At 63.0% G+C, this 26,261-nt stretch carries 24 protein-coding genes; 10 read left to right on the plus strand and 14 right to left on the minus strand.

The annotated features are described in order from the left end of the window. Positions 1-33 precede the first annotated feature (33 nt). Together surA and lptD are read right to left on the minus strand one after the other, a co-directional pair. The gene (gene surA, locus AB7E19_RS00350; RefSeq protein ID WP_134997931.1) at positions 34-1,326 is read right to left on the minus strand and encodes a peptidylprolyl isomerase SurA; all 1,293 of its coding nucleotides are present in this window, start codon (positions 1,324-1,326) and stop codon (positions 34-36) included. Positions 1,327-1,356: 30 nt separating this feature from the next. Next, positions 1,357-3,789, minus strand: a complete 2,433-nt coding sequence (gene lptD, locus AB7E19_RS00355; protein WP_045523771.1) for an LPS assembly protein LptD — start codon at positions 3,787-3,789, stop codon at positions 1,357-1,359. Positions 3,790-3,963: 174 nt separating this feature from the next. Between lptD and AB7E19_RS00360 the strand changes: the two genes are divergently transcribed. The 3 genes from AB7E19_RS00360 to djlA are packed head-to-tail and all read left to right on the plus strand — an operon-like array spanning position 3,964 to position 6,483. Next, the gene (locus tag AB7E19_RS00360) at positions 3,964-4,974 is read left to right on the plus strand and encodes an aminoglycoside phosphotransferase family protein (protein ID WP_322131014.1); all 1,011 of its coding nucleotides are present in this window, start codon (positions 3,964-3,966) and stop codon (positions 4,972-4,974) included. Beyond that, on the plus strand, positions 4,971-5,639 hold the full coding sequence (gene murU, locus AB7E19_RS00365) for an N-acetylmuramate alpha-1-phosphate uridylyltransferase MurU (RefSeq protein ID WP_052816414.1): 669 nt from the start codon (positions 4,971-4,973) through the stop codon (positions 5,637-5,639). Before AB7E19_RS00360 ends, murU begins: the two co-directional genes overlap by 4 nt. 19 nt (positions 5,640-5,658) lie before the next feature. Next, the gene (gene djlA / locus AB7E19_RS00370) at positions 5,659-6,483 is read left to right on the plus strand and encodes a co-chaperone DjlA (protein ID WP_102948878.1); all 825 of its coding nucleotides are present in this window, start codon (positions 5,659-5,661) and stop codon (positions 6,481-6,483) included. A gap of 84 nt (positions 6,484-6,567) precedes the next feature. Here djlA and AB7E19_RS00375 read toward each other — a convergent pair whose 3' ends face one another. From AB7E19_RS00375 to AB7E19_RS00390, 4 genes are all read right to left on the minus strand, one after another. Further along, positions 6,568-7,923 carry an NCS2 family permease gene (locus AB7E19_RS00375; RefSeq protein ID WP_045523766.1) on the minus strand — a complete coding sequence of 452 codons (1,356 nt, stop codon included), beginning with the start codon at positions 7,921-7,923 and terminating at the stop codon, positions 6,568-6,570. A 255-nt stretch (positions 7,924-8,178) separates the two neighbouring features. Beyond that, positions 8,179-8,508 carry a hypothetical protein gene (locus AB7E19_RS00380; protein ID WP_045523765.1) on the minus strand — a complete coding sequence of 110 codons (330 nt, stop codon included), beginning with the start codon at positions 8,506-8,508 and terminating at the stop codon, positions 8,179-8,181. Between the two features lie 111 nt (positions 8,509-8,619). Beyond that, complete coding sequence (ettA, locus tag AB7E19_RS00385; RefSeq protein ID WP_010673216.1) at positions 8,620-10,287, minus strand: energy-dependent translational throttle protein EttA; 1,668 nt, start codon at positions 10,285-10,287, stop codon at positions 8,620-8,622. Between the two features lie 198 nt (positions 10,288-10,485). Next, the gene (locus tag AB7E19_RS00390; protein ID WP_322130975.1) at positions 10,486-11,328 is read right to left on the minus strand and encodes a lytic transglycosylase domain-containing protein; all 843 of its coding nucleotides are present in this window, start codon (positions 11,326-11,328) and stop codon (positions 10,486-10,488) included. Positions 11,329-11,639: 311 nt separating this feature from the next. Here AB7E19_RS00390 and AB7E19_RS00395 point away from each other — a divergent pair, with 311 nt between their 5' ends. From AB7E19_RS00395 to AB7E19_RS00405, 3 genes are read left to right on the plus strand one after another with little or no spacing between them, the layout of a single operon-like run. Further along, positions 11,640-12,380, plus strand: coding sequence for a glycosyltransferase family 2 protein (locus AB7E19_RS00395; protein WP_045523762.1), 741 nt, complete (start codon positions 11,640-11,642; stop codon positions 12,378-12,380). Beyond that, positions 12,380-12,739, plus strand: a complete 360-nt coding sequence (locus AB7E19_RS00400; protein WP_322131028.1) for a lipid-A-disaccharide synthase N-terminal domain-containing protein — start codon at positions 12,380-12,382, stop codon at positions 12,737-12,739. The genes AB7E19_RS00395 and AB7E19_RS00400 overlap by 1 nt, the downstream gene beginning before the upstream one ends. After that, on the plus strand, positions 12,729-14,417 hold the full coding sequence (locus AB7E19_RS00405; protein WP_322130974.1) for an ArnT family glycosyltransferase: 1,689 nt from the start codon (positions 12,729-12,731) through the stop codon (positions 14,415-14,417). Before AB7E19_RS00400 ends, AB7E19_RS00405 begins: the two co-directional genes overlap by 11 nt. 41 nt (positions 14,418-14,458) lie before the next feature. Here AB7E19_RS00405 and AB7E19_RS00410 read toward each other — a convergent pair whose 3' ends face one another. Together AB7E19_RS00410 and AB7E19_RS00415 are read right to left on the minus strand one after the other, a co-directional pair. Beyond that, a complete protein-coding gene (locus AB7E19_RS00410; RefSeq protein ID WP_322131504.1) occupies positions 14,459-15,457 on the minus strand; it encodes an NAD-dependent epimerase in 999 nt (332 codons plus the stop codon). Beyond that, a complete protein-coding gene (locus AB7E19_RS00415; protein ID WP_322131505.1) occupies positions 15,454-16,803 on the minus strand; it encodes a UDP-glucose/GDP-mannose dehydrogenase family protein in 1,350 nt (449 codons plus the stop codon). Before AB7E19_RS00415 ends, AB7E19_RS00410 begins: the two co-directional genes overlap by 4 nt. A 292-nt stretch (positions 16,804-17,095) precedes the next feature. Here AB7E19_RS00415 and AB7E19_RS00420 point away from each other — a divergent pair, with 292 nt between their 5' ends. Next, entirely contained in the window at positions 17,096-17,704 is a 609-nt protein-coding gene (locus tag AB7E19_RS00420; RefSeq protein ID WP_039040037.1) for a YitT family protein, read from the plus strand. 97 nt (positions 17,705-17,801) lie between these two features. On the opposite strand, the gene AB7E19_RS00425 is transcribed toward AB7E19_RS00420, so the two are convergent. Genes AB7E19_RS00425 through AB7E19_RS00435 form a run of 3 tightly spaced genes read right to left on the minus strand, consistent with a single transcriptional unit; the run spans position 17,802 to position 20,482 of the window. Then, the gene (locus AB7E19_RS00425; RefSeq protein ID WP_427934425.1) at positions 17,802-18,593 is read right to left on the minus strand and encodes a heme ABC transporter ATP-binding protein; all 792 of its coding nucleotides are present in this window, start codon (positions 18,591-18,593) and stop codon (positions 17,802-17,804) included. 15 nt (positions 18,594-18,608) lie between these two features. Beyond that, complete coding sequence (locus tag AB7E19_RS00430) at positions 18,609-19,640, minus strand: FecCD family ABC transporter permease (RefSeq protein WP_039040072.1); 1,032 nt, start codon at positions 19,638-19,640, stop codon at positions 18,609-18,611. Next, complete coding sequence (locus AB7E19_RS00435; protein WP_322131506.1) at positions 19,637-20,482, minus strand: heme/hemin ABC transporter substrate-binding protein; 846 nt, start codon at positions 20,480-20,482, stop codon at positions 19,637-19,639. Before AB7E19_RS00435 ends, AB7E19_RS00430 begins: the two co-directional genes overlap by 4 nt. Before the next feature lie 167 nt (positions 20,483-20,649). Here AB7E19_RS00435 and hutX point away from each other — a divergent pair, with 167 nt between their 5' ends. Then, positions 20,650-21,162 carry a heme utilization cystosolic carrier protein HutX gene (gene hutX / locus AB7E19_RS00440; protein WP_322131507.1) on the plus strand — a complete coding sequence of 171 codons (513 nt, stop codon included), beginning with the start codon at positions 20,650-20,652 and terminating at the stop codon, positions 21,160-21,162. Beyond that, the gene (gene hutZ / locus AB7E19_RS00445) at positions 21,159-21,716 is read left to right on the plus strand and encodes a heme utilization protein HutZ (protein ID WP_010673228.1); all 558 of its coding nucleotides are present in this window, start codon (positions 21,159-21,161) and stop codon (positions 21,714-21,716) included. The genes hutX and hutZ overlap by 4 nt, the downstream gene beginning before the upstream one ends. A gap of 64 nt (positions 21,717-21,780) precedes the next feature. Here hutZ and AB7E19_RS00450 read toward each other — a convergent pair whose 3' ends face one another. From AB7E19_RS00450 to AB7E19_RS00460, 3 genes are read right to left on the minus strand one after another with little or no spacing between them, the layout of a single operon-like run. Next, a complete protein-coding gene (locus AB7E19_RS00450; protein ID WP_316286719.1) occupies positions 21,781-22,188 on the minus strand; it encodes a hypothetical protein in 408 nt (135 codons plus the stop codon). 57 nt (positions 22,189-22,245) lie between these two features. Beyond that, on the minus strand, positions 22,246-22,779 hold the full coding sequence (locus AB7E19_RS00455; protein WP_322131508.1) for a cysteine hydrolase family protein: 534 nt from the start codon (positions 22,777-22,779) through the stop codon (positions 22,246-22,248). A gap of 14 nt (positions 22,780-22,793) precedes the next feature. Further along, a complete protein-coding gene (locus AB7E19_RS00460; RefSeq protein ID WP_322131509.1) occupies positions 22,794-23,762 on the minus strand; it encodes a ChaN family lipoprotein in 969 nt (322 codons plus the stop codon). A gap of 195 nt (positions 23,763-23,957) precedes the next feature. Between AB7E19_RS00460 and AB7E19_RS00465 the strand changes: the two genes are divergently transcribed. Then, positions 23,958-26,051, plus strand: a complete 2,094-nt coding sequence (locus AB7E19_RS00465; protein WP_427934429.1) for a TonB-dependent hemoglobin/transferrin/lactoferrin family receptor — start codon at positions 23,958-23,960, stop codon at positions 26,049-26,051. Positions 26,052-26,261: the final 210 nt, after the last annotated feature.

The following is a 26,261-nucleotide window of genomic DNA, read 5'->3' on the forward strand; positions in this document are numbered from 1 at the left end:
CTGGATGCGCCTTGTTCATCTGCTTGTCGCCCATCAATTGGGTTCGATCTGGATGTAGGCTTCGTCGCGCAGCTCATCCAGCCAGGCCTGGGACTCTTCGGCGAAGCGGCGGTTGAAGATGAGCTGGTAGGCGCGTTGCTCCTGGGCCTTGCCGGTGGCGTCCTGGCTGCGGCGATCCTCGAGCTGCACGATGTGCCAGCCGTGGCTGGTGCGGAAGGGTTCGCTGATCTGGCCCGGTTGCAGGCGACCCAGCATGTCGCGGAATTCCGGTACATAGACGTTGGGATCAGACCAGCCCAGCTCGCCACCCTGCACCGCAGAGCCCGGATCCTCGGAGTATTTCTCTGCCATGCTGGCAAAGCTGGCCTTGCCGCTCTTGATGTCGTGCAGGATGCCGTCCAGGGTGCCCTTGGCCTTCTCCTCGCTCAGGATGATGGAGGGCTTGATCAGGATGTGGCGCGCCTTGACCTCGGTCTGCATGACCTGTTGCTGACCCTTGGTGTCGAAGATCTTGATGATGTGCAGACCGGCGCCGGAGCGCAGCGGGCCGACGATGTCACCCTTGCCGGCCCCTTGCACGGCTTCCGCCATCAGGGTGGGCATCTCCTGCGGGCTCAACCAGCCCCAGTCACCCCCTTCCAGCGCCTTGGGACCGTTACTCTCGGCAATGGCCAGCTTGCGGAAGTCTGCCCCCTCTTTCAGGGACGTCAGAATGCGCTCGATCTTGGCCTTGGCAGCGTTGAGCTGCTCGGCATTCGGGTTGTCCGGCAGCGCGACCTGGATATGGCCGATATGATATGACGTCTGCTGCTGGCCCTGTTTGCTGAGGGCCTCGACCACCTGTTTGACCTCCTGATCGGAGATGTTGATGCGACGGCGGACCTGGCTGCGGCGCACCTCGTTCATCAGGATCTCGCGGCGCACCTCCTCACGGTACTGGGCATAGGTCAGGCCTTCCCGCTCCAGTTGGGCGCGCAGTTGCTCCAGGTTCATCTTGTTGTCGGCGGCGATGCTCTGAATGGCCTGTTCCAGCTGGGTGTCACTGATCTTGAGCCCCTGGCGCTCCGCCAGTTGCAGTTGCAGGCTCTCCTGGATCAGGCGATCCAGCGCCTGCTTGCGCAGGGTGACGTCATCGGGCAGGGACTGGCCGCTCTCCTGGGCGGAGGCCTTGACCTTTTGCACGAGGGCCTCCTGCTGACTGGCCAGCACCACATCCTTGTTGACCACGGCCAGCACCTTGTCCATCAGCTCGGGGGCGGCGAGGGCACCCTGGCTCATGACTCCGAACAGGCCTGCGGTCAGCAGGGAAATCAACGTCTTCTTCATATCCATCTCTCAAGGCGTTTGCCAGACCGATTACTGGTCTCGCAGGTTAAACGGACGAATGTAAGGCAGTGCTTCGGTGTCCAGGGAAGTGCCCTTGGAGCCGGTACCCACGCTACCCAATCCTTTCATTTCAAATTGAATGCCGAGGCTGCGCTCGGACGTCGGGGTCAGGTTCACGTTGTCTGGCGTGTTGACCCATTCCAGGTTGAAGTTGATGCTCCAGCAGCAGGAGTCGTATTTCAGACCCACCTTGCGGTCCACTTTGACGTTCTGGTTGAGCTCCTGATAGTAGCCGCCATAAAGGTGCCAGCGATCGTCCAGCGGGGTGGTCAGCAGCAGGCCGATCTGGTTGAGATCCGTCACCTGGCCCTTGTGGTCGAGGTCGTAGTTGGCATCCCGCACGAAGCGGTGGTTCAACTGGCTGATCAACTTTTCGTGACGGTATTCCAGGGCGCTGTTGGCAGAGCTTATCTGGCGCTGTTCCATATCATATTGTGCCCCCGCATGGGCATACCACTGCTCGTTGATCTTGGCGTCACCCTCGAACGACAGCGGGGAGCGGGTATTGGTACTCAGCTCATCGCTGCTGTAAAGCTTGACCCTGGGCGCAACGAAGTCGAAGGCTTGGGCAACGGCCAACCGGATTCGTTCATCCCCGGCCGGATCATAAATGCGGGTGGTGACCCCCAAGGAGAGCCGGTTGGAGTCACTGATGCGGTCCAGACCGGCGAAGCGGCGATCGCTGAACAGGCTGTAGTAGTCCTGGCGCATGGTGGTGGAGTCATAGACACCGATGTTGTCCTGATCTTTGTAGGGCACATAGAGGTACTGGAATTCAGGCTCCAGGGTCTGGTTGGCTCCCTCGCCAAACCACTGCTGATCCCGCTCGAAGGTCATGCCGCCCTTGAGACGGAACGAGGGCAGTACCCGGGTGATGGTCCCCTCTTCCAGGGTGACGTCGCCGCCCTCTCTCGGGGTGAAACGATTGGTGAAGGTGCTGCTCATCTGGTCAGGCACCGTCTGGTCGTAACGGGTGTACATCAGCTTGTATTGGCTGTCGAGGAAGTAACCCGCCTCGTCAACGAGGGGGATGGTCAGGGTGGGGGCCGTGTAGACCCGGGTGCCGGTATAGGCTTCCCCCTTGTTCTGCTCGATGGCCTGATCGTTGTTGTAGCCGAAGTTGGTCAGCTCGGTATTCCAGGCCAGATCGTACCAGCTGCCCTGCTGGTAGTAGTTGTGGTTGATGCGCGGCATCAGCTCGTGGGGCTGCTGGGCGCTGGCCAGCAGGATCTGATAGGTCCGTACCTCGGCATCGAGGTTCCAGTTCTGCTGGTAGTAACCTGCCTTCAGGGATTGCTGCAACTGGTTGTCGACCTGGGTCCCCACCTTGGGGGTGAAGTCGTTGAAGTAGTTGTAGTCCTGGTCCCGTACCTTGGTGTAGTCCACCGACACCCGCATGGCGTTGTCCATGAACATGGAGGTGTGGCGGGCACTCAGCAGGTAACGGTGACCGTCAGAGAGATGCTGATTGAGGCTGGCCGTCTCGTCGTACTGCTTGTCGTCCGCCAGGTTCTCGAAGTAGAGGCTCCCCACGTGGGCCGGGTCCGGCATGTAGCGGAACTCGACCTGTTCCATCAGGCCCCGTCTGTCCATGAAGCGGGAGGTGATGGTGGCATCGTAGTTGGGGGCGATGTTCCAGTAGAACGGCTGGGTGATGTCCATGCCGTTCTTGGAGCTTTGGGTATAGCCCGGGTAGAGCAGACCGGTCTTGCGCTCATCCTTGATGGGGAAGTTGATATAGGGGAAGTAGAAGACCGGATAGTCATAGAGCCAGAGGCTGGCGTTCCAGGCTTCCCCGAATACCTCGGATTGATCGATGTCGATGCTGCCGGCCTTCAGGGTCCAGGCCTCCTGGCCCGGTGGGCAGGTGGTGTACTGGGCCCCTTCCAGGGTGATGTTCTGGTTGTTGTTGGTCATGGTCACCTTTTCGGCGAAGCCGCGCACCGGTGAGCCATGGACTTGATACTTGCCCTCTTCCAGCTCGGAGTTCTTGGTGTCCAGGTTGGACTTGAGGGTCTTGTCGCTGGTGACCGTGATCTGACCATCGTTGTAATAGATGTTGCCGATGGCGATGACATCCCGGCTCTTCTGGTCGAGCTGGGCATAGTCGGAGTCGAACTTGCGCACGCCCTGGCGCACCTTGACGTCACCCTCGTAGACGGCGGTACCGCCCTGCTTGGCCTCCAGGCGATCGGCATCCACCTCGACGGGCTGGGCATTGGCGTCCTGGCCCGCACTGGGCTTCTCTATCTTGGGGACATAGTCATAGCAGAGGCTGTCGAGGATCCCGGTAGCGGGTGGCGCATTGAGTGGCGCTGCCTGGGCCATGAGCGGGCTCAGGGCAGGAACAAGGCTGATGGTCAGGGCGATGGGACAGGAGTATCCCAGTGTCCATTTTGTCATGTGAAAGGCTCGCGCAATCCGTAGTAAAAACGGTGGATTCAGGGCATGCATTTTATGTCAGGATCCATCGAGTTGACATTGCATGTCATTGCTTTATGTTAGCCGGCAATGATAAAGCATTATTGCGGCCAGGGCTAACAGCCAAGTGCTGCTTTCCAATTTGGTTCCCGACTCATGCACGATCGCGCTTCCCTGCTTTTGCAATGGGCTCGCCGGATTTCCGGTGACGCCAACCTCTCGTTGACGCTTATTTCCGGTGACGCCAGTTTCCGCCGCTACTTCCGGGGCGGCGGTCTGGTGTGGGTGGATGCTAATCCGAAAACCGAAAAAAATCATGAATTCGTTCGCAATGCCACCGCCCTGCACGATGCGGGGCTGCTGGCCCCCGAGGTAAAGGGGGTCGACTACGAGCAGGGATTGCTGGCGGTGACGGATCTGGGGGATACCCAGCTTATCGGCTGCCTGAACGAAGAGAGCGTACTGGCCTGGTATGGCAAGGCCATCGCCCTGCTGCCAGGGCTCGGCGCCGTGGCGCTCGAGCTCGAGCCCTTCGATGAGGCCTTCATGGCCCGTGAAAATGCCATCTTCCCCGAGTGGTTGCTGGGGCATCACCTGCAACTGACCCTGAGCGATGAAGAGCAGCAGTTGCTGGCGGAGACCTTCGCCTGCCTCACGGCGAGCAACCAGGCCCAGCCACAAGGAGTGATGCACCGGGACTTCCACAGCCGCAACCTGATGGTGTGCGGCGGGATGAACCCGAAGGAGAGCGACCTCGCCCTTATCGACTTCCAGGACATGGTCATCGGGCCGCTGAGCTATGACCTGGTCTCCCTGCTGAAAGACTGCTACGTGCGCTGGCCGGACGCGGTGATCGAGCAGGGCATGCGACTTGGCTTCGACACCCTGCAAGGGGCCGGCCTGCTTGGCAATCTGGACTATGCCGCGTTTCGTCGCGCAGCCGATCTCACCGGCATGCAGCGCCATCTCAAGGCGGCAGGTCTCTTCACTCGCCTCTATCACCGCGATGGCAAGGCCGGCTACCTCAAGGACATTCCCCGTACCCTGGGCTACGTGGTCGATGTCTGTCGCAGCCATGGCGCCGCCTATCCGGTGCTGGCCCGCTTCGGCCAGTGGCTGGAGCAGGTGGTGCTGCCCGGATTGGCGCGCACCGGGGTGACACCATGAAGGCGATGATCCTGGCCGCCGGGCGCGGCGAGCGGATGCGTCCGCTCACCGATCTGCTGCCCAAGCCGCTGCTGGCGGCGGGGGGCAAGCCGCTCATCGTGCACCACATCGAGAAGCTGGCTGCTGCCGGGGTGACCCAGCTTGTGATCAACCACGCCTGGCTCGGACACAAGCTGGTGGCGGCCCTCGGCGATGGCAGTGCGCTCGGGGTATCCATCCACTGGTCGGCCGAAGAGAGCGCGCTCGAGACCGCCGGCGGCATCGTGCAGGCGCTGCCCTTGCTGGGCAGCGAACCCTTTCTGGTGATCAACGGCGATACCTGGCTCGACCTGGATTATCGCGCTCTGGTGAGCCAGCCGCTTGGGGAGGATCTCGCCCACCTCTGGCTGGTGCCCAATCCTCCCCAGCATCCGCAAGGGGACTTCTCCCTGCAAGCGGGTCGGGTGCTGGACACCCCGGCCCTCACCTTCAGCGGCGTCGGTCTCTATCACCCCGCTGCCTTTGCTGGCTTGCCCTGCGGGGCGCGCAAGCTGGCCCCCCTGCTGCGCGACTGGATGGCGCAGGGACGGGTGGGTGGCAGCCTGCTGGCAGGCGAGTGGCGCGACATCGGCACAGTGGATCGGCTGCGCGAGCTGGACGAGAAACTGCTCGCCGGCACCCATTAACATCACGAGGTCTTGAACCATGCGTATTTGGGGCAAGGTGCTTGGCACCTTCTTCGGTTTTCTGCTCGGCAACATCTTCGGTGCCCTGCTGGGCCTGTGGATCGGCCATCGCTTCGATCGGGGCATGGGGATCCGCGGGGCCTTCCAGCGGGCACCCAGCCAGCAGCAACAGGCCGTCTTTTTCCATGCCACCTTCGCCGTCATGGGCCACATCGCCAAGGCGAGCGGCCAGGTCACCGAGCACGAAATACGGGTCGCGTCCAACCTGATGGACAGGATGCGTCTGGCCGGAGAGCAGCGGGTACGGGCTCAGGAGTCGTTTCGCCTTGGCAAGGAGGCGGACTTCCCCCTGCGCGAGACCCTGGCAGAGTTTCGCCAGGCGAGCCTGGGACAGCGCGACATCCTGCGCTTCTTCCTCGAGGTCCAGCTGCAGGCCGCCTTCGCCGACGGTCAGGTAGAGGCGAACGAGCGGGCCATCCTGCAAACCATCGCCGACGAGCTGGGGTTCAGTCGCATCGAGCTGGCCCGCATTCTGGCCATGGCCGAGGCCCAGATGAACTTCTTCCACCGTCAGCAACAGCAGGGCGGTGGCCAGGGGCAGCAATACCGCCAGGAGCCCCCCTCCCGGGATCGCCTCAAGGATGCCTATCAGTTGCTTGGGGTAAACGAGAGCGACAGCGATCAGGAGATCAAGCGTGCCTATCGCAAGGAGATGAGCAAGCATCACCCTGACAAGCTGGCCGCCAAGGGATTGCCCCCCGAGATGATGGAGATGGCCAAGGAGAAGACCCAGGAGATCCAGCAGGCCTGGGAGTGGATCCGTGAGGCCCGCGGTATTCGCTGAGCCCTGAGCCCGCCATAAAAAAATGCCCGTCGATGACGGGCATTTTTGTTTTCAGAGTCTGGTTTTCTTTTCATGGAAGAAAAATCAGTGGGCATCGACCCAGACAAACTTGAGGACGAAGAGCAGGGCTACCACCAGCACGCAGGGGTTGATCTCGCGCCAGCGGCCGGTGCCCGCCTTCATCACGCAGTAGGAGATGAAGCCCACGGCGATCCCCTCGGTGATGGAGAAGCTGAACGGCATCATCACCGCGGTCATGAAGGCCGGCACCGCTTCGGTCAGGTCTTCCCACTTTACCCGGGTCAGCTCGGAGCACATCAGCACGCCCACGTAGATGAGAGCCCCCGCTGCGGCATACGCCGGTACCATGGCGGCGACCGGAGAGAAGAAGATGGCCAGCAGGAACAGGATGCCCACCACGATGGCGGTCAGGCCGGTGCGACCGCCGACGGCGACGCCGGAGCTGCTCTCGATGTAGGCCGTCACGGACGAGGTCCCCATGAAGGCGCCGCCGACGGAGCTGACGCTGTCCACCACCAGGGCCTGCTTCATGCGCGGGAAGTGCCCCTTGTCATCGGCCAGCTTGGCGCGGTTGGTCACGCCGATCAGGGTGCCGGAAGAGTCGAACAGGTTGACCAGCATGAAGGAGAAGATGATCCCGGCGAGGCTGATGTCCAGCGATCCCATCAGGTCCAGCTGGCCGAAGACCGGTGCAATGCTCGGCGGCACGGAGACGAAGCCCTTGAAGGTGACGTCGCCGAACAGCCAGCCGAGGGTGGTGGTCACCACGATGGCGATGAGCACGGCTGAGTGGACGCCGCGGGCGGAGAAGATGCAGATGAGGAAGAAGCCGAGCAGCCCCAGCAGGCAGGGCAGGGAGGTGAGGTTGCCCACGGTCACCATGGTGGCGGGGCTCGCGACCACGATGCCGGCATTGTGCAGGCCGAGCAGGGCGATGAGCAGACCGATGCCGGCGGTGATGCCGACCCGAAGTGTCAGGGGAATGTTGGCGATGAGCCAGTAGCGTACCCGCAGCAGGGTCAGGATCAGCAGGCCCAGCGCACCCCAGAAGATGGTGCCCATGCCGACCTGCCAGGAGTAGCCCATGCCAGCCACCACCACGAAGGCGAAGAAGGCGTTGAGGCCCATGGCGGGAGCCAGGGCGATGGGCAGGTTCGCCAGCAGACCCATCAGGATGCTGCCGATGCCGGCGATGAGGCAGGTGGTAACGAACACGGCCTGGGTGTCCATGCCTGCCGCAGAGAGGATCTGCGGGTTGACGAAGACGATGTAGACCATGGTCAGGAAGGTGGTGATGCCGGCGATCACCTCGGTGCGGGCCGTGGTGCCATGACCGCGCAGGGCAAACAGGCGCTCGAGCAATCCCTGCCCGGCAGCCGGGCTGGCGGTCTGCCCGGTAGCGTGATGTGGTTGATTCATGTTGGATTCCAATGGGTGACGTGAAATAGGCAGCAGGGGGCCCGGCCCATCCATGCGGGGCGACGGACCCTGATTCTGGCGGTGAAGTGACCAGACTCGTCCTGATACCGTGACAGCGCGCACATTTTCACACAGGCGGCCAGGTTTACAAACCCCGGATGTGCGAGGCGGATCAATGAATAGAGTAAAAATTCAAACGTTTTCTCCCGGAGGCAGGAGAAAGGGGACCAATAGAGCCCCGTTTCCACATCGGGATCAACGGTTTTTCTGGTAGCGTTCGATAAGCTGGCTCAGCACGGCATCGCTCTGCTCCAGCAAGGGATCGAGGGTCAACCCCATGCGTTGCAGCAGCAGGGTGGCCTGGGTTTCGCTCAAGGGGCGGCCATCAAGGAAGTAGGCCTGCTCGGCAAGTTGCTTGTCATGGCGGGGCAGCAGCACCCAGTGCACCCGTCGGGGTTCGATGGCGGCGAGGATCCGGTTGGCGGCCGCGCAGAAGGTATCGATGTGCTGCTTGCCATCCGGCCCCAGGCAGCCGGGTTCGAGCCGGATCTGGATGGTGAGTCTGGTGGTGGAGGCTTGGGTCATGGGTCGCTATCGCTGGGGAATAGGTGGAGATTGTAAGTCAGAAGAGGCAAAAAAGGGGAGCCCCGGCTCCCCTTGTGACGTCATACCTGGCGGCGCAGCTGTTGCCTCGCCTTACTTGGCAATGCGCTTGTACTTGGCGCGGCGCGGCTGGATAGCCTCGGCACCGTAGGTCTTCTTCTTCCACTCTTCGTATTCGGTGAAGTTGCCTTCAAAGAACTCGATCTTGCCCTCGTCCTGGTAGTCCAGAATGTGGGTGGCGATGCGGTCGAGGAACCAGCGGTCGTGGGAGATGACCATGGCGCAACCCGGGAACTCCAGCAGGGCGTTCTCGAGGGCGCGCAGGGTTTCGATGTCCAGATCGTTGGTCGGTTCATCCAGCAGCAGCACGTTGCCGCCGGTCTGCAGCAGCTTGGCCAGGTGCAGACGGCCACGTTCACCACCGGAGAGCTCGCCGACCCGCTTCTGCTGGTCGGAACCCTTGAAGTTGAAGCGGCCGATGTAGGCGCGGCTCGGGAACTCGTAGTTGCCGATGCGCAGGATGTCCTGGCCGTCGGCGACTTCCTCGAACACCGTCTTCTTGTCGTTCATGCTGTCGCGGAACTGATCCACGGAGGCCAGCACCACGGTGTCACCCAGGGTGATGGAACCGGAATCCGGTTGCTCCTGACCCGACATCATGCGGAACAGGGTCGATTTACCGGCACCGTTCGGACCGATGATGCCGACGATGGCACCCTTCGGAATGGAGAAGGAGAGATCATCGATCAGCTGGCGGTCGCCATAGGACTTGCAGAGGTTGGCCACCTCCACCACCTTGTCGCCCAGGCGCGGTCCGGGCGGAATGAACAGCTCGTTGGTCTCGTTGCGCTTCTGGTAGTCGTTGGTGTTGAGCTCTTCGAAGCGAGCCATACGAGCCTTGGATTTGGCCTGACGGCCTTTCGGGTTCTGACGAACCCACTCCAGTTCCTTCTCGATGGACTTGCGACGGGCGGCTTCGGAACTCGCTTCCTGGGCCAGACGGGCATCTTTTTGCTCCAGCCAGGAGGAGTAGTTGCCCTCCCAGGGGATGCCTTCGCCGCGGTCCAGCTCCAGGATCCAGCCCGCCACGTTGTCGAGGAAGTAGCGGTCGTGGGTGATGGCCACGACGGTGCCTTCGTAGTCGTGCAGGAAGCGCTCCAGCCAGGCCACGGATTCCGCATCCAGGTGGTTGGTCGGTTCGTCCAGCAGCAGCATGTCCGGCTTTTCCAGCAGCAGGCGGCACAGGGCCACGCGGCGGCGCTCACCACCGGAGAGGTGCTTGATCTGGGCATCCCAGGCCGGCAGGCGCAGGGCATCGGCCGCGCGCTCCAGCTGGTTTTCCATGTTGTGACCGCCCTGGGCGGCGATGATGGCTTCCAGCTCGCCCTGTTCGCGGGCCAGCTTGTCAAAATCCGCATCCGGGTCGGCGTAGGCTGCATAGACCTCGTCGAGGCGCGCCATGGCGCGTTTGACGTCGCCGACCGCCTCTTCGACCGCTTCGCGTACGGTCTGCTCCGGATCCAGCTTCGGCTCCTGGGGCAGGTAGCCGATCTTGATGCCGGGCTGCGGACGGGCTTCCCCTTCGATCTCGGTGTCGATGCCCGCCATGATGCGCAGCAGGGTCGATTTCCCGGCGCCGTTCAGACCCAGCACGCCTATCTTGGCCCCCGGGAAGAAGGAGAGGGAGATGTTCTTGAGAATATGACGCTTGGGCGGCACGACCTTGCCAACCCTGTTCATGGTGTAAATAAATTGAGCCATTGGCTAATTCTCTTCCTTTCAGCAGTTTAATGTCTTGGCATTAACAAACTGATGTCGTGGTGGGGCCGGGTCGACGGGCCGTCAACCCGGTTCCAAAAAACCCGTCGATTGTAAACCAATGGGAGAGGGGCGGCAAAGCCGGGCGCCGCAGGCCGGGACGGCCGACAGGCGCGAGGGAAGAGGGGCAACCGGGCAAGCTCAGCGCGGTGAGCTGCGGCGGGCCGGTTTGTCAGGATCCTGCCCCGAGTAGTAGAGCACCCGCTGCACATACTCCTGGGTTTCCTGATAGGGCGGCACACCGCCATGGCGCAGCACGGCCTGTTCCCCGGCGTTGTAGGCGGCGCTGATCCTCACCCAGTCCGGACCGAACTGCTTCTCCAGCCACTTCAGGTAGATCATGGCACCACGGATGTTCTGCTGGGCATCGAACGGCCGGGTCACGCCGAAGCGAGCCTGGGTTTCGGGAATGAGCTGCATGACGCCCTGTGCCTGCTTGGGGGAGACGGCGGTGCTGTTCAGATTGGATTCGGCGATGGCGATGGCCAGGGCGAGCTGGGGGTCCACTTTGTGACGCTGGGCGGCCTGGCGGATCATGACGGCCAGCTTTTGCTTGGCCTGTGACTGTCTGGCCAGGTAGCGCTCCTGATCGAAGGGAGTACTGGGGCGCACCCAGGGGGCTCCGCCACCGCCTCCGATGCCGCAGGTACCCAGGGGGGCATTGCCGACCCGCTCGTTGTAGTAACGGGCGGCCTGCTGGTTGCCAAGGCGCATGGCCATGGCCAGGTAGGCGTTGGCGCTGCGGGCATTGCGGATCCCCTGGGGGCCGCGGGCCAGCAGGCGGCCGATGCGGTAATAGGCTTCCGGGTTGCCAAGGTTGGCGGCGGTGCAGTAGTGGGCGATGGCCTGCCTCAGATTGCCCTGTTCCATGGCGGCGCCCTGGCGCAGTGCGCTCATGGCCTTGGGGGCCTGACGAAAGGGATCTGCGTGGGAAGTGGTGGCCAGCAGTATCAGGAGTCCCCAGCCCCAGAGTCGTTTTTTCATGGAAACCTCGTCTTTGGTATCCGCAACATATAGGCCCGATCCGGGGAGGGACGCCAGCCAGCAGATGGAACATCTGGTTATGTGGGTGAGCAACAGAGATGAAAACGGTATGGAACTTTTGGTGCAGGGGAGAGGCGGTATGGCTCCCGGGTCAGTGACTGCTTTGACAGATTTGTTAATTGAGGTTCAATATGCTGACACAGTTGTTTTCTAACGCCTTGTATTTGCATGATGTCAGCCAGGCCACGATGCAATGTCGTCGGGTCGGCCGGGTGAATCGATAGCGCCTCGGATGAGGGCAGGATATGCATATGGTCGAATCGGTCGATATTTCTGTCGTGGTACCCGCCAAGGATGAACGGGACAATCTGGCCCCGCTCGTCGGCGAAATAGATGCCGCCCTTGGGGGCAGGTTCGAGTACGAACTTATCTATGTGGACGATGGCAGCGTGGACGGAAGTCATGTGGTGCTGCGCGATTTGCAGACGCGTTTCACCAGGCTGAAGGTGCTATGCCATGTCCATGCCGTGGGCCAGAGCATGGCGGTGCTGAGCGGGGTGCGCCACGGGCGTGGCGACTGGCTGGTGGTACTCGACGGCGATGGTCAGAACGATCCCGCCGACATTCCCGCCATGCTGGAGGAGGCGATGCGCCGCTACCAGAGCGATCCATACCAGGTGGGCCTCATCGGCCACCGGGTCAACCGCCGCGACGACTGGGTCAAGCGTCTCTCTTCAACGCTGGCCAACGGCTTTCGCGACCTGCTGCTGCGCGACGGCATTCCGGATACCGGCTGCGGGCTCAAGGTCGTGCGTCGCGACTGGTATCTGAAACTGCCTGCCTTCAATCACATGCACCGCTACATCCCCGCGCTGATCCAGGCTCAAGGGGGGCGCATGGCGCCCTGGCCGGTCAACCACAGGCCACGCCAGGCGGGCATCTCCAAATACGGGGTCTGGAACCGGCTCTGGGTCGGGCTGGTGGACGTGGTCGGGGTCTGGTGGTTGCAGCGCCGCTCCAAGGTGGTTGAAATCCGGGAGATGCTGGAGTGATGGACGCCTGGCTGTCTGCCCCCATCGACTGGCTGGACTGGACCGGGATGCACGTCACCGGCTGGAAGCTGATCGGCTACACGGGGGCGCTGATGTTCGGCGGACGCTGGCTGGTGCAGTTTCTGGCGTCCAGGCGGGCGGGGCGACCCGTCATCCCGCGCCTGTTCTGGTACATGAGCGTGCTCGGCAGCCTGATGACGCTCAGCTACTTCACCTTCTCTCCCAAGCAGGACTCCGTCGGCGTGCTGCAAAACCTCTTCCCCACCTTCACCGCGCTCTACAGCCTCTATCTCGATATTCAGCATCGGGGCTGGCGGCGTGACAAGGGAGTGACCGGGGAGGCTCGTCATGGTGAGTGATCGCACCCTGCTCAATCAGACGTCCCTTGGCTGGTTGCTGCTGATCGCGCTGGTGGTGCTGGGGGCCGGGCTGGGTCTGCGGGACCCCTGGCCGGCGGACGAGCCGCGCTTTGCCCTGATCGCCAAGGAGATGGTGGAGAGTGGCCAGTGGCTCTTCCCCATGCGCGGCGGGGAGCTCTATCCGGACAAGCCGCCGCTGTTTATGTGGGGGATCGCGATCGGTTATGTGTTGACTGGTTCCATCAAGGTGGCCTTTCTGCTGCCTTCCCTGCTGGCGGGGTTGCTGACCATCTTGCTTGTGTGGGACCTGGGGCGTCGGTTATGGAACCCAGCGGTCGGCTTTATGGCCGGGCTGTTGCTGCTGTTCACCGTCCAGTTCACCCTGCAGGCCAAGACGGCGCAGATCGATGCCCTGGCGACGGCCTTCATCACCCTCGGTCTCTATGGTTTTCTGCGCTTCCTGCTCTGCGAGGGAGGGTGGCGCTGGTACTGGCTCGGCTGGTTTGCCGCGGGGCTTGGCGTCATCACCAAGGGGGTGGGAGTACTGGCCCTGCTGGTGCTGCTTCCCGCGCTCTGGACCCACAGGTCGCAAATCCGCGCCGCGCCTTTGTCAGCCTGGCTGAAGGCCCTGCTCGGGTCGCTGGCCATGGCCCTGGCGATGAGCCTCTGGCTGGTCCCCATGCTGGAGGCCGTGACCCGAAGCGGGGATCCCCTCCTGCTGGCCTACAGAGACAACATACTGCTGCGCCAGACGGTGACTCGCTATACCAGCGCCTGGCACCACGTCAAACCCTTCTGGTACTACCTCACCTCGGTGATCCCGCTGTTCTGGCTGCCACTCTCTCTGCTGCTGCCCTGGCTGGTGGTGACCTGGCGGCGCGCCATTCGGGCGCAGGACAGGCGTATCCTGCTGCTGCTGGGTTATCTGATGCTGGTGGTGCTGTTTTTCTCCTGCTCGCCAGGCAAGCGGGGCGTCTACATCACGCCCGGTACGCCCGCCCTGGCGCTCCTGACCGCACCCTTCATCGGCACCCTGCTGGCCAGGGTCTGGCCGGGGCGGCTACTGGCCGGGCTCGGCTGGTTGCTGGGAGGGGTAGGGCTGGTGGGGGCTCTGGTGCTGGCATTTAGCGACAGAGTGGTCAGCCGTCTGGGGGAACTGGGGCCGGATCCCTGGCTTCCCCTGCTGGTGCTGGGGGGATCCTTGCTGCTGATCAATGCCTGGCTTCGCCGGGCGCCACTGACCGCCATTCTCTGCTCCCTGGCGGTGGGGTGGCTGATCTACTCCTGCTGGATAAGCGTGCGCCTCAACGAGGTGCGAACCCCTCAGGCAGTCATGGCATTGGCGGCGCAGAGGGTGCCCGCGGGGGATGAACTGCTGCTGGCGGGCTTCAAGGAGCAGCATCTGCTGTTTAGCCTGCAACCAGTGAAACATTACCCTTATCTGATGGGAGACGGGGAGCAGGCCCGGGAAGCTGCCGCCTGGATAGAGGCTGCCCCCGGGCGCTGGGTACTGGGGAGCGCCGACCTGATGGTGAGGTGTTTTGACCCCGCGAAGATGGAAAACCTCGGCAACCGTCACCGTACCGACTGGCTGCTGGCAGGCCCGCAAGCACTCAAACCCGCCTGTCGTGGGCTCTCCCCCACCATGGTGCCCTTCAGCTATACCCCTTCATCCTGAGCGCAGGGTCTGAGCCAGGCGACCCTGCCACCTCGCCTGGCTCAGACCCGGTAGTAGTCCCGATACCAGCGGACAAAGCCGTCAACCCCTTCCTTGAGCCCGACACGGGGGCGATAGCCCGTGGCGTCAAACAACGAGCGGGTGTCGGCCCAGGTGGCGAGCACGTCGCCGGGCTGCATGGGTAGCATGTTGCGGATGGCCCGTTTGCCGAGGGCCGCCTCGATGGCATCCACGAAGTCCAGCAGCCTGACCGGGCTGCCGTTGCCGATGTTGAAGAGGCGATAGGGGGCCGGGCTGGCGTCCGGGGCCCCCTGCCAGTGGGCATCGCCCGCAGGGGGGATGTCTGAGATGCGCACTATCCCCTCGACGATGTCGTCGACATGGGTGAAATCCCGGCAGAGCTGGCCCTGGTTGTAGAGGTCGATGGGGTCGCCGTTCAGGATGGCGTGCACGAACTTGAACAGGGCCATGTCGGGCCGACCCCAGGGGCCGTAGACGGTGAAAAAGCGCAGCCCGGTGGTGGGCAGGCCGTAGAGATGGGAGTAGGAGTGGGCCATCAGCTCCCCCGCCTTCTTGCTCGCCGCATAGAGGGAGACGGGATGATCCGCCCCATGGGACGGCTTGAACGGCATCTGTTCGTTCAGCCCGTAGACCGAGCTGGAGGAGGCATAGACCAGATGCTGCACCCGGGTCTGGCGACACCCCTCCAGCACGGTGAGGTGGCCGGTGAGGTTGCTGTCGGCATAGGCGAAGGGGTTGTCCAGGGAGTAGCGCACCCCGGCCTGGGCCCCCAGATGGATCACCCGGTCAAACTGCTCGCGGGCAAAGAGCGAAGCCATGGCCGCGCGGTCCGCGAGATCGGTGCGCTTGAAGCGAAAGCCGGGCAGAGGCGTGAGCAGGGCGAGGCGCGCCTCCTTGAGACTCACCGCGTAGTAGTCGTTGAGGTTGTCTATCCCCACCACCTGATGGCCGTCGCCACAGAGCCTGCGCGCCACATGAAATCCGATAAACCCGGCGGCGCCGGTGACGAGGTACTTCATCGCTCCTCCTGATGGGTCAGGCTGTCGCCACGGCCGATGGCATAGTAGGTGAAACCGCGCTGGCGCAGACGGGCCGGGTCATAGAGGTTGCGGCCGTCGAAGATGATGGCCTGCTTCAGGGTCTGGCGAAGCAGGTCGAAATCCGGTGCGCGGAACTGTTGCCACTCTGTGCAGACGAGCAGGGCATCGGCCCCCTGAAGGGCGGCTTCCTGGGTGTCGCACAGGATCAAATCTGCCCGCTGGCCATAGAGGCGGGCGGCCTCGGTCATGGCCTCGGGGTCGAACGCCTGCACCTGGCCTCCTGCCGCCCAGATCGCCTCCATCAGCACCCTGCTCGGGGCTTCGCGCATGTCGTCGGTATTGGGTTTGAAGGCGAGTCCCCATAACGCGAAGGTGCGCCCCGACAGACTGGCACCAAAATGGTGGTGCAGCCGGGTCATGAGCCTGTGCTTCTGCACCTCGTTGACCTTCTCCACCGAGCGCAGCAGGGGGGTCTCGCACCCCGCCTCCTTCGCGGTGTGGATCAGCGCCCTGACATCCTTGGGGAAGCAGGATCCGCCATAACCGCAGCCCGGGTAGATGAAGTGGTGGCCGATGCGCGGATCGGCACCAATGCCCTTGCGCACTTCCTCGATGTCGGCGCCCAGGGCTTCGGCCAGGGTGGCCATCTCGTTCATGAAGGAGATGCGGGTCGCCAGCATGGCGTTGGCGGCGTACTTGGTCAGTTCGGCGCTGCGTGCATCCATCCGCAGGATGCGGTCTCGCTTGCGGTTGAAGGGGGCGTAGAGCTCCTCCAGCAGGGAGAAGGCATGATCGGAGTCGGTGCCGATGATGATGCGATCCGGCCGCAGGCAGTCGGCGACGGCGGCGCCCTCCTTGAGAAATTCGGGGTTGGAGACCACGTCGAGCGGAAGATCGAGACCACGGTCGGCGAGGCGCTCCGCAATGTGTCGCCGTACCCGGCTGGCGGTGCCGACAGGGACAGTGCTCTTGTTGACCACCACCTTGCCCCCTTGCATCAGGCGGCCTATGGTGTCCGCCACCGTCATCACCTGATGGAGGTCGGCGGATCCGTCCTCGTCCGGCGGCGTTCCGACCGCGATGAAGATAAGCTCGGCAAACTCCACCGCCCGTGCCGGGTCTGTGGTGAAGATCAGGCGGCCGGCCTGATGATTGCGCAGCACCAGAGGGGCGAGGCCGGGCTCGAAGAGGGGAATGTGTCCCGCTTTCAGGGCCGCGACCTTGTCGGCATCCACATCCACACAGATCACCTTGTGACCCATCTCCGCCAGTACGGCGGCCTGAACCAACCCGACATAACCTATTCCGAATACGGTGACTCTCATCCGCTGTTGTTCCGCTGGCAGTGACAAGCGACTCATTCTAGAACGATTCGGGTGCGGGGGCAGCGCCCCGTTTCAGGTTTTTCAGCATCATGCCGGCGGTGAGCGTGGGACATTTTGGTGCAAGGATTGTAACGCCTGGATGACGCGCACCATTTTGGCGCGTGAAGGACGGGACTTGTGATCCATCTCACTCAAAATGGAGACTGTCGGCATAACGAAGCCCCGGTTCACGGGGCTCGCTCCGCCCGACGGGCGGCCAACACTCTCTTACTTCGCGACTGGATACCTGGTTATGGACAACACTTCACGCTCTGCGCATCCACTGTATGAGGATGTGCTCGCCTTGCTGACCGCAGCAGGCTTCGTTTCCCTCGGCATCTTCCTGTTCCATCAGGTCGGCCTGCTCACCGGTGGCACCGCCGGCCTGGCGCTGCTGCTGCAACAGGTGACCGGCATCAGCTTCGGCCTGCTGTTCTTCGCCATGAACCTGCCTTTCTATGCCCTGGCCTGGCTCAGAATGGGGCCGCGCTTCACCCTCAATACCTTTGCCGCCGTGGCCACCGTCTCCTTCATGACGGATCACCTCAACGCCGTGCTGCAAATCGGCAAGATCGAACCCGTCTATGCGGCGCTGATCGGCGGCACCCTGATCGGCATGGGGCTGCTCATCATGTTCCGCCACAAGGCGAGCCTGGGGGGCTTCAACATTCTGGCGCTCTTCATTCAGGACAGATGGGGTGTGCGGGCAGGCAAGCTGCAAATGGGGCTGGATTGCGCCATCGTCGTCGCCTCTTTCTTCGTGGTCTCCCCCTGGCTGCTGGCGCTTTCCGTGGTGGCAGCCATCATCTGTAACCTGGTGTTGACACTCAATCACAAGCCGGGGCGCTACCAGATAGCCTGATGTGCCCGTGGGGATTGCCCTGCTGGTCAGCCCAGGGCTGGATATCGCAAAAAAACAGAGCGCCTGATGGCGCTCTGTTGCTATCTGTCCCCGGGTGTCACACCACCATGGGGACGCCGCTCTCGGGGTGGTGGATCACCTGTGCGGGGTAGTCGTAGAGGCGCGCGATGAGCGCCGGGGTCAGTACCTCGCCTGCGCTGCCGTCAGCCATCAGCCTGCCCTGCTCCAGCATCACCAGCCTATCGGCGTAGCGGGCTGCCAGATTGAGATCGTGCAACACCACCAGCACGGCGGTGTTGCGACCGGCCAGCGCCTGGGCCATGGCGAGCAACTGGTGCTGGTATTTGAGATCCAGCGCCGAGGTGGGCTCGTCCAGCAGCAGCAGCCGCGCTTGCTGCGGTTCCTCCGGTGCCTGCCAGATCTGGGCCAGCACCCGGGCGAACTGCACCCGTTGACGCTCCCCGCCGGAGAGACCGGGATAGAGGCGGTTCGCCAGATGGTCGACCCCGGCGTGGGTCATGGCGGCGCGGACTATCTCGTCGCGCCGGCTGGCAGGCTCGCTGTGGGGCAGCCGGCCCATGGCCACCACCTCTTCGCACAGGAAGGGGAAGCTCAAGGAGGAGCTTTGCGGCAGCACACCGACCCGGTGGGCCAGATCGTTGCCGGCCCACCCCCTGCGGGTCTGGCCGAACAGGTGGATCTCCCCTTCATGTTCCAGCTCGCCGGTCAGGCACTTGAGCAGTGAGCTTTTGCCCGCCCCGTTGGGGCCGAGCAGGGCGGTCAGGCTGCCGGCATGCAGGTCGAGATCCAGGCTGTCCAGGATAAGCCGGTTGCCACGACTGAGGCGAAGGCCCCGGCAACTGAGCAGGGGGGAGGGGGATCCGGGCAAGGTGACGATCTCCTGTTACAGGGTTCGGCGGCTCTTGACCAAGAGCCAGATGAAGAAGGGGGCCCCCAGCAGGGCGGTGATGATGCCGACGGGCAGCTCGGCCGGAGCGAGCAGGGTGCGTGCCAGCATGTCGGCCCCCAGCAGCAGGCCAGCCCCCAACAGGGCAGACAGCGGCAACAGGCGGACATGGTTGGGACCGGCCAGCAGCCGTACCAGATGGGGAACCACCAGGCCGACAAAGCCGATCATGCCCGCCACGGCCACCGCCACGCCGACACCGGCAGCGGTGAGCAGGATGAGGCGACGCTTCAGCGTCTGCACGTTCACCCCCAGATGCCGGGCCTCTCCCTCTCCCAGCAGCAGGGCGTTGAGGGGATTGGCATCGCGCATGAACAACAGCAGCAGGGCGGCCAGGGTCAGCAGCGCCAGCGTCACATCGACCGGCTTGCCTGCCGCCAGGGAGCCCATCTGCCACAGGCTCAGGTTGCGCAGCATCTGATCGTCCGCGAGATAGGTGAGCAGTCCGATGACGGCTCCGGAGAGCGCCGTGATGGCCACCCCGGCCAGCAGCATCACGGTGACCGAGGTGCCCCCTTCCCGGGTACCCAGCAGATAGACGAGGGTGGTGGTGAGGGCTCCGCCGAGAAAGGCGAGCAGGGGCAGCAACCCCAGGCCGAGCAGGCTCTGCAGGTGCGAGCCCAACGGGGCGAGCAACACGATGGCCAGGGCCGCGCCGAGTGCCGCCCCCCCCGACACCCCTATGATGCCGGGGTCTGCCAGGGGGTTGCGAAACAGTCCCTGCATCACGGCGCCGCAGAGGCCGAGAATGCCCCCCACGGCGATGCAGAGCAGGGTTCGTGGCAGACGGATCTCCTGCACGATCAATAATTTGTGAGCCTCAATCCCGCTCTGTGGTCCGGCAAACAGGGCGCGCAGGCTCTCGCCAAGGGAGAGGGACATGGGGCCGGTCGCGAGGGACCCGACCAGCAGCAACGCCAGCGCGCAGCCGGTCAGGGCGAGCAGCCAGGGCAGAGGCAGGCGCATCAGGAACCCTGCTTGATCCACTGGGCGATCTGGCTCGCCTGTTGCAGGGAACGAAGGCTGAGGCCCCCTTGCAGGGCATGTCCGTCGATGGCGTGGATGGCCTTGTTCTTGCCTGCCGGGGTGGCTGACAGGGCGGGCACTTGGCTCAGGACGGCGTCGGGATCCTGATACTGTTGCCAGTCGCGGCCGCTCACCAGCACCAGATCAGGTTGCAGCTCGATGAGGGATTCGGTGGAAACGGGCTTGTAGTCGTGGAGCCCAGCCACCGGATTGACGCCGCCCGCCAGGGTGACGAGGGCGCTGGCGGTGGTGTTGCCGCCAGCGATGCTGGTGGGCTGACCCTTGTGCAGCAGCAGGAAGGCGACCTTGAGGGGCTTGTTCTGCTTCGCCTGGGCCGCCAGGGTGTCGCTTTGGGCGGCAATTTCCTCCTTGAGCTTGCTCCCTGCCGCCTGGTCACCCAGGAGATGGGCCAGGGTATCGATACGCTCGTTGAGGTTGGCCAGCGTAGGGGCTGTGGCCATGACCTCGACCTTGACGTTGGCACGGCGCAACTGATCAAGCGTGCTGTTCGGGCCCATCTCGTCGCTGCCGACCACCAGGGTCGGAGAGAGGCTCAGGATCCCTTCGGCGGCGAGGGCGCGGTGATAGCCGACCTTGGGCACGCCTCTGGGCTCCGGACTGCTGACATCGGTGGCGACCAGGCTCTGCTCGCCCCCCAGCGCCAGGATGAGTTCCGTGGTGGCCGGGCCTATGCTGACGATACGCTCCCCCGCCATGACGGATGGGGAAGAGAGGGAAAGGGCACAGCCGAGCAGGCTGAATGCGAGGGCAATACGACGGCCCATGCGAACCTCCGAAGGGTGAATGAAATAGGGTTGCCGCCGAGAATATCAAGTCGTCCATCAAAATGCACTGAGAATGAAAGCGATTATCAATTGCGTTACTTGGGGCGCTTTATTACAGTATCCGCCGCGACACCGAGCACCATCGCCAGATCATCCAGGGAGAACCGATGAGCATTGCACAACGCATTCACGCGCTGCTGGAGCAAGACCCCAGCGCCCACCCGTCCACCCTCGCCACCGAGCTGGCCGTCAGCGAGTGGGAGGTGGTACGCAATCTGCCTGCCGCCCTGATGACGCAAGTGCCGGCCGGGGAGGCCGAAGCCTTGCTGGCGGACCTGGCCAGCTGGGGTAAGGTTACCACCATCGTCGAATCCGATGGCTCCATCTTCGAGGTGAAGGCTCCCTTCCCCAAGGGCAAGAACGCGCGCGGCTACTACAACCTGATGGGGCGGGACGGCGAACTGCACGGCCACCTCAAGCTCGACAACGTGGCGGGCATCGCCCTGATCAGCAAGCTCTTCATGGGCAAGGAGGGGCACTCCTTCCAGTTCTTCGGCCACAGTGGCCGCTGCATTTTCAAGATCTACCTGGGCCGGGACGAGCAGCGTCAACTGCTGCCTGAGCAGGTGGAGCGTTTCATGGCCCTGCGCCGTCAGTATCAAGAGGAAGTGAAAGCATGAGTGAACGTCAGGAGCGCCTGCAAAACCGCCTGCAACCGGAGATCCGCGAGTTCCGCGACGGTTGCCGTACCCTGCAGCTCGCCACTGTGGATGGCGAAGGCAACCCCAATGCCAGCTATGCCCCCTTCGTGCTGCAGGAAGATGGATACTACGTGCTCATCTCCGAGATAGCTCGCCACGCCCGCAATCTGCAACAGGTGCCCAAGGTATCGCTGATGCTGATCGAGGACGAAACCGGTGCCCGCGAGCTGTTTGCCCGCAAGCGTCTGACCTTCGATGCGGTCGCGGAGGTGGTGGCGCGCGACGACGCACGCTGGGAGAAGGCCGTTGCGGCGCTGGAAGGGCGCTTCGGCGAGATAGTCAAAGGGCTCTCCAACCTCAAGGACTTCGTGCTGTTTCGGCTCAAGCCCGAGCAGGGGCTGTTCGTCAAGGGATTCGGTCAGGCGTTCCGTGTCTCCGGCGACGAGCTGGTGGACTTCGTTCACCTGGTGGAAGGGCACAAACGCATCGACAACGGCGCCGAGCTGACCAGCCCGGCGGATGAACCCGTTTGAGGGGACAATCAGCGAGATGAGAAACGGGCAGCCTGGGCTGCCCGTTTTGTTGTTATGTCCCGGGTTACTCCTGCCAGCCTGCCAGGTTGGGGAAGGTATCGCGATCGGCCTGGCTGGCGCTTTCGTTGCATTCCCCGCGGATCTTCCAGGAGGTCTGGCTGAGGACGATATAGCCGCTTCGGCAATACTTGCGCGTGGCCAGCATCTGGGTGAGCTGCTCGTCCTGCAGGGCTTCCCGGCGTTCCAGCAGGCTCTTGTCGCGGCGGCTCAGCCGGTTGTCATCTCCCTCCTGCAACCGGGTGGGCAGGACGTCGAGAGGGGCGGCCTCGAAGGTGAAGCGCTTGCTCCCGTCGTCGCTGATATGGGTGTGGAACAGGGGGGCCGGGCCATCGGGGGCTGCCCCCGGCAATCCGGAGCAGGCGGTGAGCGCCGGTAACAGCAGCGTGAGGGCAACGGCAGAGAGTAGACGCACACAAGACTCCAATCGGGTGTTCACATCAGGACGGGCAGCTTAACACGCCCGCTCGGGTTAGATGGTGGCCAGCAGCTCATCCGTCGTGAGCAGGGTCACGCTTCTGCCTTGAGGCAGGCTCATATGCTGCCACATGAAGTGGTGGTGCTGGATGATCTGCTCCGCACTCAGGTGCGGCCTGTCCGCCGTGGTATGGGCGTCGGTCACCGCAAAGGCGTCAAAGCCCCTGGCGGCGGCGCTGCGCAACGTGGTATCGACGCAAAAGTCGGTGGCACAGCCGCAGATAAGCAGTCTGTCTACCGACTGCTCTGCCAGCAGGAAGCCGAGCTCGGTGTCGAGGAAGCTGTCACAGGCGGTCTTGCGCACCCGGCTGTCGTGGGGAGACGGGGCCAGATCGGCGTGCAGTTGCCAGCCCGCACTGCCAGGTTCCAGTTCGGAACCCGGTTCGTCGTGTTGCACATAGATGACCCGTCCGTGTTGGCCCCGCACGCGATCGGCCAGACGATTGATGTTGGCGATGACCTGGGCATCCTGATGGCGGGGGTTATCGAACAACCCCTGTTGCATGTCGATGACGAGTAACACATCCATATGAAATCCTTGGGCTATTTTGAGGGTTGCAACCATTGGCTGCAGTCACGGCTTCGGGATTGATGCAGTGCGCCCATATCTTGCTTCATTTCCTTTGCATTTAGCCAGCGTTCCGGCAGGGGAGCGATGCGGACCCTGACATCGGCGTCTCTCCCGGGGGCTGTCTCGTCACCGGTTTGCGGCACGATGAGTGCCACCTTGAGTGCCGGATTGCGGCTGGCGATGCGACTGGCGATCCCGAGTCCCCCCTCCACGTGGAAGTTGCCTGCGATATGCATGATGCGCCTGCCGGGATGCTTGCCCAGATAATCCACCATGCTTTCGGCCATGGTGTCGTCCCAGCTGGTCTGGGCGGCGAAGCGACGGGCGTTGCCGTCCGCATCCCCATGGTGCATGGAGGCCATGAACTTCTGGCGGTAGCCGTCATCCCCCAGAGTTAGCTCGCGGGCAAGCTGGCTGCGGCGATTGACCGGCAGTTTGTCGAGCCAGGCCGCTCCCTCCTGACCGACGCAGCTCACCAGAGGTTTGGGGGCATTGGCGGCAATCACTGGCAGGTGCTGCGCCTTGGCGAACTCCACCAGAGGGCGGTAATCACTCTGGTAGTTGGGCCAGGCATGGCCATCTCGAATGAGGGCCGATTCGCCGATGCGTCCGGCCAGGTAGGCATCCAGCACCGGCTGATCGGCGCGGCTGAACTGCTCCATGGAGAGTACCAGGGCCCGGCCATCGGCTTGCGACATCTCGTCAAGCCCCGCCAGCAGACGGGCCTGCAACAGATGAATGGCCGGGTGAGTGTGAAGCTCCCCCACCAGCACGATGTCGGCATCCGCCACCCGCGCCACCGCCTGCTCGAAGGTCAGCGCCTGCCCCTGGGCCGTATCGAGCCGTGCGTGATAGAGGGTCTCGGGTGGTGTGTTCTGCGGCGTGGTGGTGCAGGCGGCCAGCAGCAGGGGCAGGGCGAGCAGGGGGAGTCGTCGGATCATGGTTACTCACTCAAGAAACAGGGGATGGGAAAAGGCTGCACCATGGGATGGCGGCATGGCGAGCAAAAAGTGGCGCCAGTGTAAGGGGGAATGACGACAAATTGAAATGAGAATGATTCACTTTATTATTGATCTTTGTTTCTGGCGGGGTAATATGCCTTCCGATTGATAATTATTCTCAATAAGGACTTTGCAGTGGCGCACAACAACACCCCCTCCCTGATAGCCCTCGCCGTGGCGGCAGGGCTGATCTCCCCCGCTTTCGCCGCAGACAAGAAAGCCGATGAAGTCATGGTTGTCAGCGGCTCCCGGATGGAACAGAAGCTGGAAGATGTTTCCGGTCCCATCGCCGTCATTACCTCGGAGCAGATTGAAGAGCAGGTCGTCAGCAACGTCGCCGATCTGTTCCGCTATGAGCCCGGGGTGAGCGTGCAGGGAGGCGCAGGAGATGCCCAGACCTTCACCATTCGCGGCATGAGCGAAAACCGGGTCAAGGTGGTGCAGGACGGTGTGCGCCAGAACGATGCCTACAAGAATGGCGGCGTGGGTCAGACCTACTTCGACACCGACATGATCAAGCAGGTGGAAGTGGCCAAAGGGCCGGCCTCCGCCGCTTACGGTTCCGATGCTCTGGGAGGCGTCATTGCCATCACCACCAAGGATGCTGGCGACTTCCTCAAGGGCCGCGACAGCTATCTGGATGCGACCACGGGTTATGCCTCCAGCAGCCACCAGAGAATGGCCGGCATCACGGGGGCGCTGCGCACCGGCGAGTTCGAGAACCTGCTGCGCTACACCTGGCGCGATGGCGGTGTCACCCAGAATTATGACGGCGACAAGAACGAGTTCGACATCGTCAGCCAGGCCGTGCTGTTCAAGAGCAAGTGGAATCTCTCCGATGATCAGTTCCTGAAACTGACGGTGGATTACTTCACCGAGGGGCAGGATCCGGATGCCATCGATCTGACCAAGGCGGGCTCCGTCTTCAACCAGCCCATTACCGACAAGGAGACCGACAACCTCTCCCTGGTACTGGATCATGGCCTCGCCCTGAACGCCCCCTGGGCGGATCGCGTGGACAGCAAGATCTACTACAGCCGCGCCAAGCAGACCCTGGATCAGTACGCTTCGTCCAAGTATCCGGTCATGCCGGGCAACCCCTATGTGACCAAGAACTCCCTGGATCACAACGGTTTCGAGCAGGAGAGCCTGGGCGCCCAGGTGAAGTTCAACAAGGCGCTCGCCAGCCAGCGTCTGGCCTGGGGCCTGGAATACGAGCACACCGACAACGAGCGCACCCGCTTGAAGGGGCCGACCGTTCCGGGTGACTTCGTCGGCTACAACGAGCTGAGCTTCCCCTCCACCACCAGCGAGCGCAGTGCGCTCTGGGCCTTTGACGAGATCAAGTTCGGCGAGCGCTGGGTGCTGACCCCGGGCGTGCGTTACGACTACTACAAGATGACCCCGGACGAGGATCCCGCCTACACGGGCGAGAACATGAAGAAGATCTCCGAAGGGGAGTTCTCTCCCAAGCTGGGGCTGGTGTTCAAGGCGCACGAGGCGGCGAACCTGTTCGCCCAGTACAGCCACGGCTTCAAGGCGCCCATGTATGACAACGCCTTCTCCACCCTGAACCACCAGGCGTATGGCTATCGCATCGAGCCCAACCCGAACCTCAAGCCAGAGAGCAGCGACGGCATCGATCTGGGGGTGCGCGGCAGCCGTGGCGGGTTCAGCTATGAAGTGGCCACCTTCTACAACAAGTTCGACGACTTCATCGAGCTGACGGCCGTGGGCACCGAAGGCCGCACCGCCCTCTATCAGTACCAGAACCTGGACAAGGCGACCACCAAGGGGGCCGAGGCCAAGGCGGACTACTGGTTGAACGAGCTGGTCAACGTCTGGGGCAACCTGGCCTACATCGAGGGCAAGGATGGCGAGGGCAACTACATCAACAGCCTGAGCCCCCTGAACGGCAGCGTCGGGGTGCGTCTGGAGCAGCCGAACTGGAACATCAACACCGCATTGCGCTTTGCCGACGACATGGACAAGGTGGGCAAGGATGCGCGAGGCAACGACAACATCAAGAGCGCAGGCTGGGGCGTGGTGGATCTCTATGCCCAGTTCAAGCCGGTGCAGGACCTGCAGCTCAACGTGGGGGTATTCAACCTGTTTGACAAGGAGTACGTGAGCTACGAGAGCATCACCGGCCTTGCCGCCACCGCGGATACCAGCAAGCAGACCGAGCCTGGCCGCAACCTCAGTGCACGGGTCAAGTACGTGTTCTGATGGTCGTGGACCAGCATGCAGGAAAAGGGGCCCTCGGGCCCCTTTTGTCATGAAGGTCGGCGTCTGCAAAAAAGAAACCCGCCAGGGGCGGGTGGAAGGATTGCAACACTCATCAGGAAGCGGTGTTACCCAATAGACAGGGGGATGTGACAAAGGTTCAACTTTATTGATATTTATGGTTTTTATCTGTCATGCCGCCTGGGGATCCCC

The sequence above is a fragment of the Aeromonas sp. genome, from assembly GCF_050252055.1.
Lineage (GTDB): Bacteria > Pseudomonadota > Gammaproteobacteria > Enterobacterales > Aeromonadaceae > Aeromonas > Aeromonas caviae.

Bases quoted from the DNA above. Each gene is read 5' to 3' on its own strand.
- AB7E19_RS00375 (WP_045523766.1), bottom strand. From the start codon at position 7,923: ATGAATCAACCACATCACGCTACCGGGCAGACCGCCAGCCCGGCTGCC.
- djlA (WP_102948878.1), top strand. From the start codon at position 5,659: ATGCGTATTTGGGGCAAGGTGCTTGGCACCTTCTTCGGTTTTCTGCTC.
- AB7E19_RS00460 (WP_322131509.1), bottom strand. From the start codon at position 23,762: ATGATCCGACGACTCCCCCTGCTCGCCCTGCCCCTGCTGCTGGCCGCC.
- AB7E19_RS00415 (WP_322131505.1), bottom strand. From the start codon at position 16,803: ATGAGAGTCACCGTATTCGGAATAGGTTATGTCGGGTTGGTTCAGGCC.
- AB7E19_RS00420 (WP_039040037.1), top strand. From the start codon at position 17,096: ATGGACAACACTTCACGCTCTGCGCATCCACTGTATGAGGATGTGCTC.
- AB7E19_RS00435 (WP_322131506.1), bottom strand. From the start codon at position 20,482: ATGGGCCGTCGTATTGCCCTCGCATTCAGCCTGCTCGGCTGTGCCCTT.
- murU (WP_052816414.1), top strand. From the start codon at position 4,971: ATGAAGGCGATGATCCTGGCCGCCGGGCGCGGCGAGCGGATGCGTCCG.
- AB7E19_RS00405 (WP_322130974.1), top strand. From the start codon at position 12,729: ATGGTGAGTGATCGCACCCTGCTCAATCAGACGTCCCTTGGCTGGTTG.
- lptD (WP_045523771.1), bottom strand. From the start codon at position 3,789: ATGACAAAATGGACACTGGGATACTCCTGTCCCATCGCCCTGACCATC.
- hutX (WP_322131507.1), top strand. From the start codon at position 20,650: ATGAGCATTGCACAACGCATTCACGCGCTGCTGGAGCAAGACCCCAGC.
- AB7E19_RS00360 (WP_322131014.1), top strand. From the start codon at position 3,964: ATGCACGATCGCGCTTCCCTGCTTTTGCAATGGGCTCGCCGGATTTCC.
- AB7E19_RS00395 (WP_045523762.1), top strand. From the start codon at position 11,640: ATGGTCGAATCGGTCGATATTTCTGTCGTGGTACCCGCCAAGGATGAA.
- surA (WP_134997931.1), bottom strand. From the start codon at position 1,326: ATGAAGAAGACGTTGATTTCCCTGCTGACCGCAGGCCTGTTCGGAGTC.
- ettA (WP_010673216.1), bottom strand. From the start codon at position 10,287: ATGGCTCAATTTATTTACACCATGAACAGGGTTGGCAAGGTCGTGCCG.
- AB7E19_RS00400 (WP_322131028.1), top strand. From the start codon at position 12,380: ATGGACGCCTGGCTGTCTGCCCCCATCGACTGGCTGGACTGGACCGGG.
- hutZ (WP_010673228.1), top strand. From the start codon at position 21,159: ATGAGTGAACGTCAGGAGCGCCTGCAAAACCGCCTGCAACCGGAGATC.
- AB7E19_RS00410 (WP_322131504.1), bottom strand. From the start codon at position 15,457: ATGAAGTACCTCGTCACCGGCGCCGCCGGGTTTATCGGATTTCATGTG.
- AB7E19_RS00455 (WP_322131508.1), bottom strand. From the start codon at position 22,779: ATGGATGTGTTACTCGTCATCGACATGCAACAGGGGTTGTTCGATAAC.
- AB7E19_RS00390 (WP_322130975.1), bottom strand. From the start codon at position 11,328: ATGAAAAAACGACTCTGGGGCTGGGGACTCCTGATACTGCTGGCCACC.
- AB7E19_RS00380 (WP_045523765.1), bottom strand. From the start codon at position 8,508: ATGACCCAAGCCTCCACCACCAGACTCACCATCCAGATCCGGCTCGAA.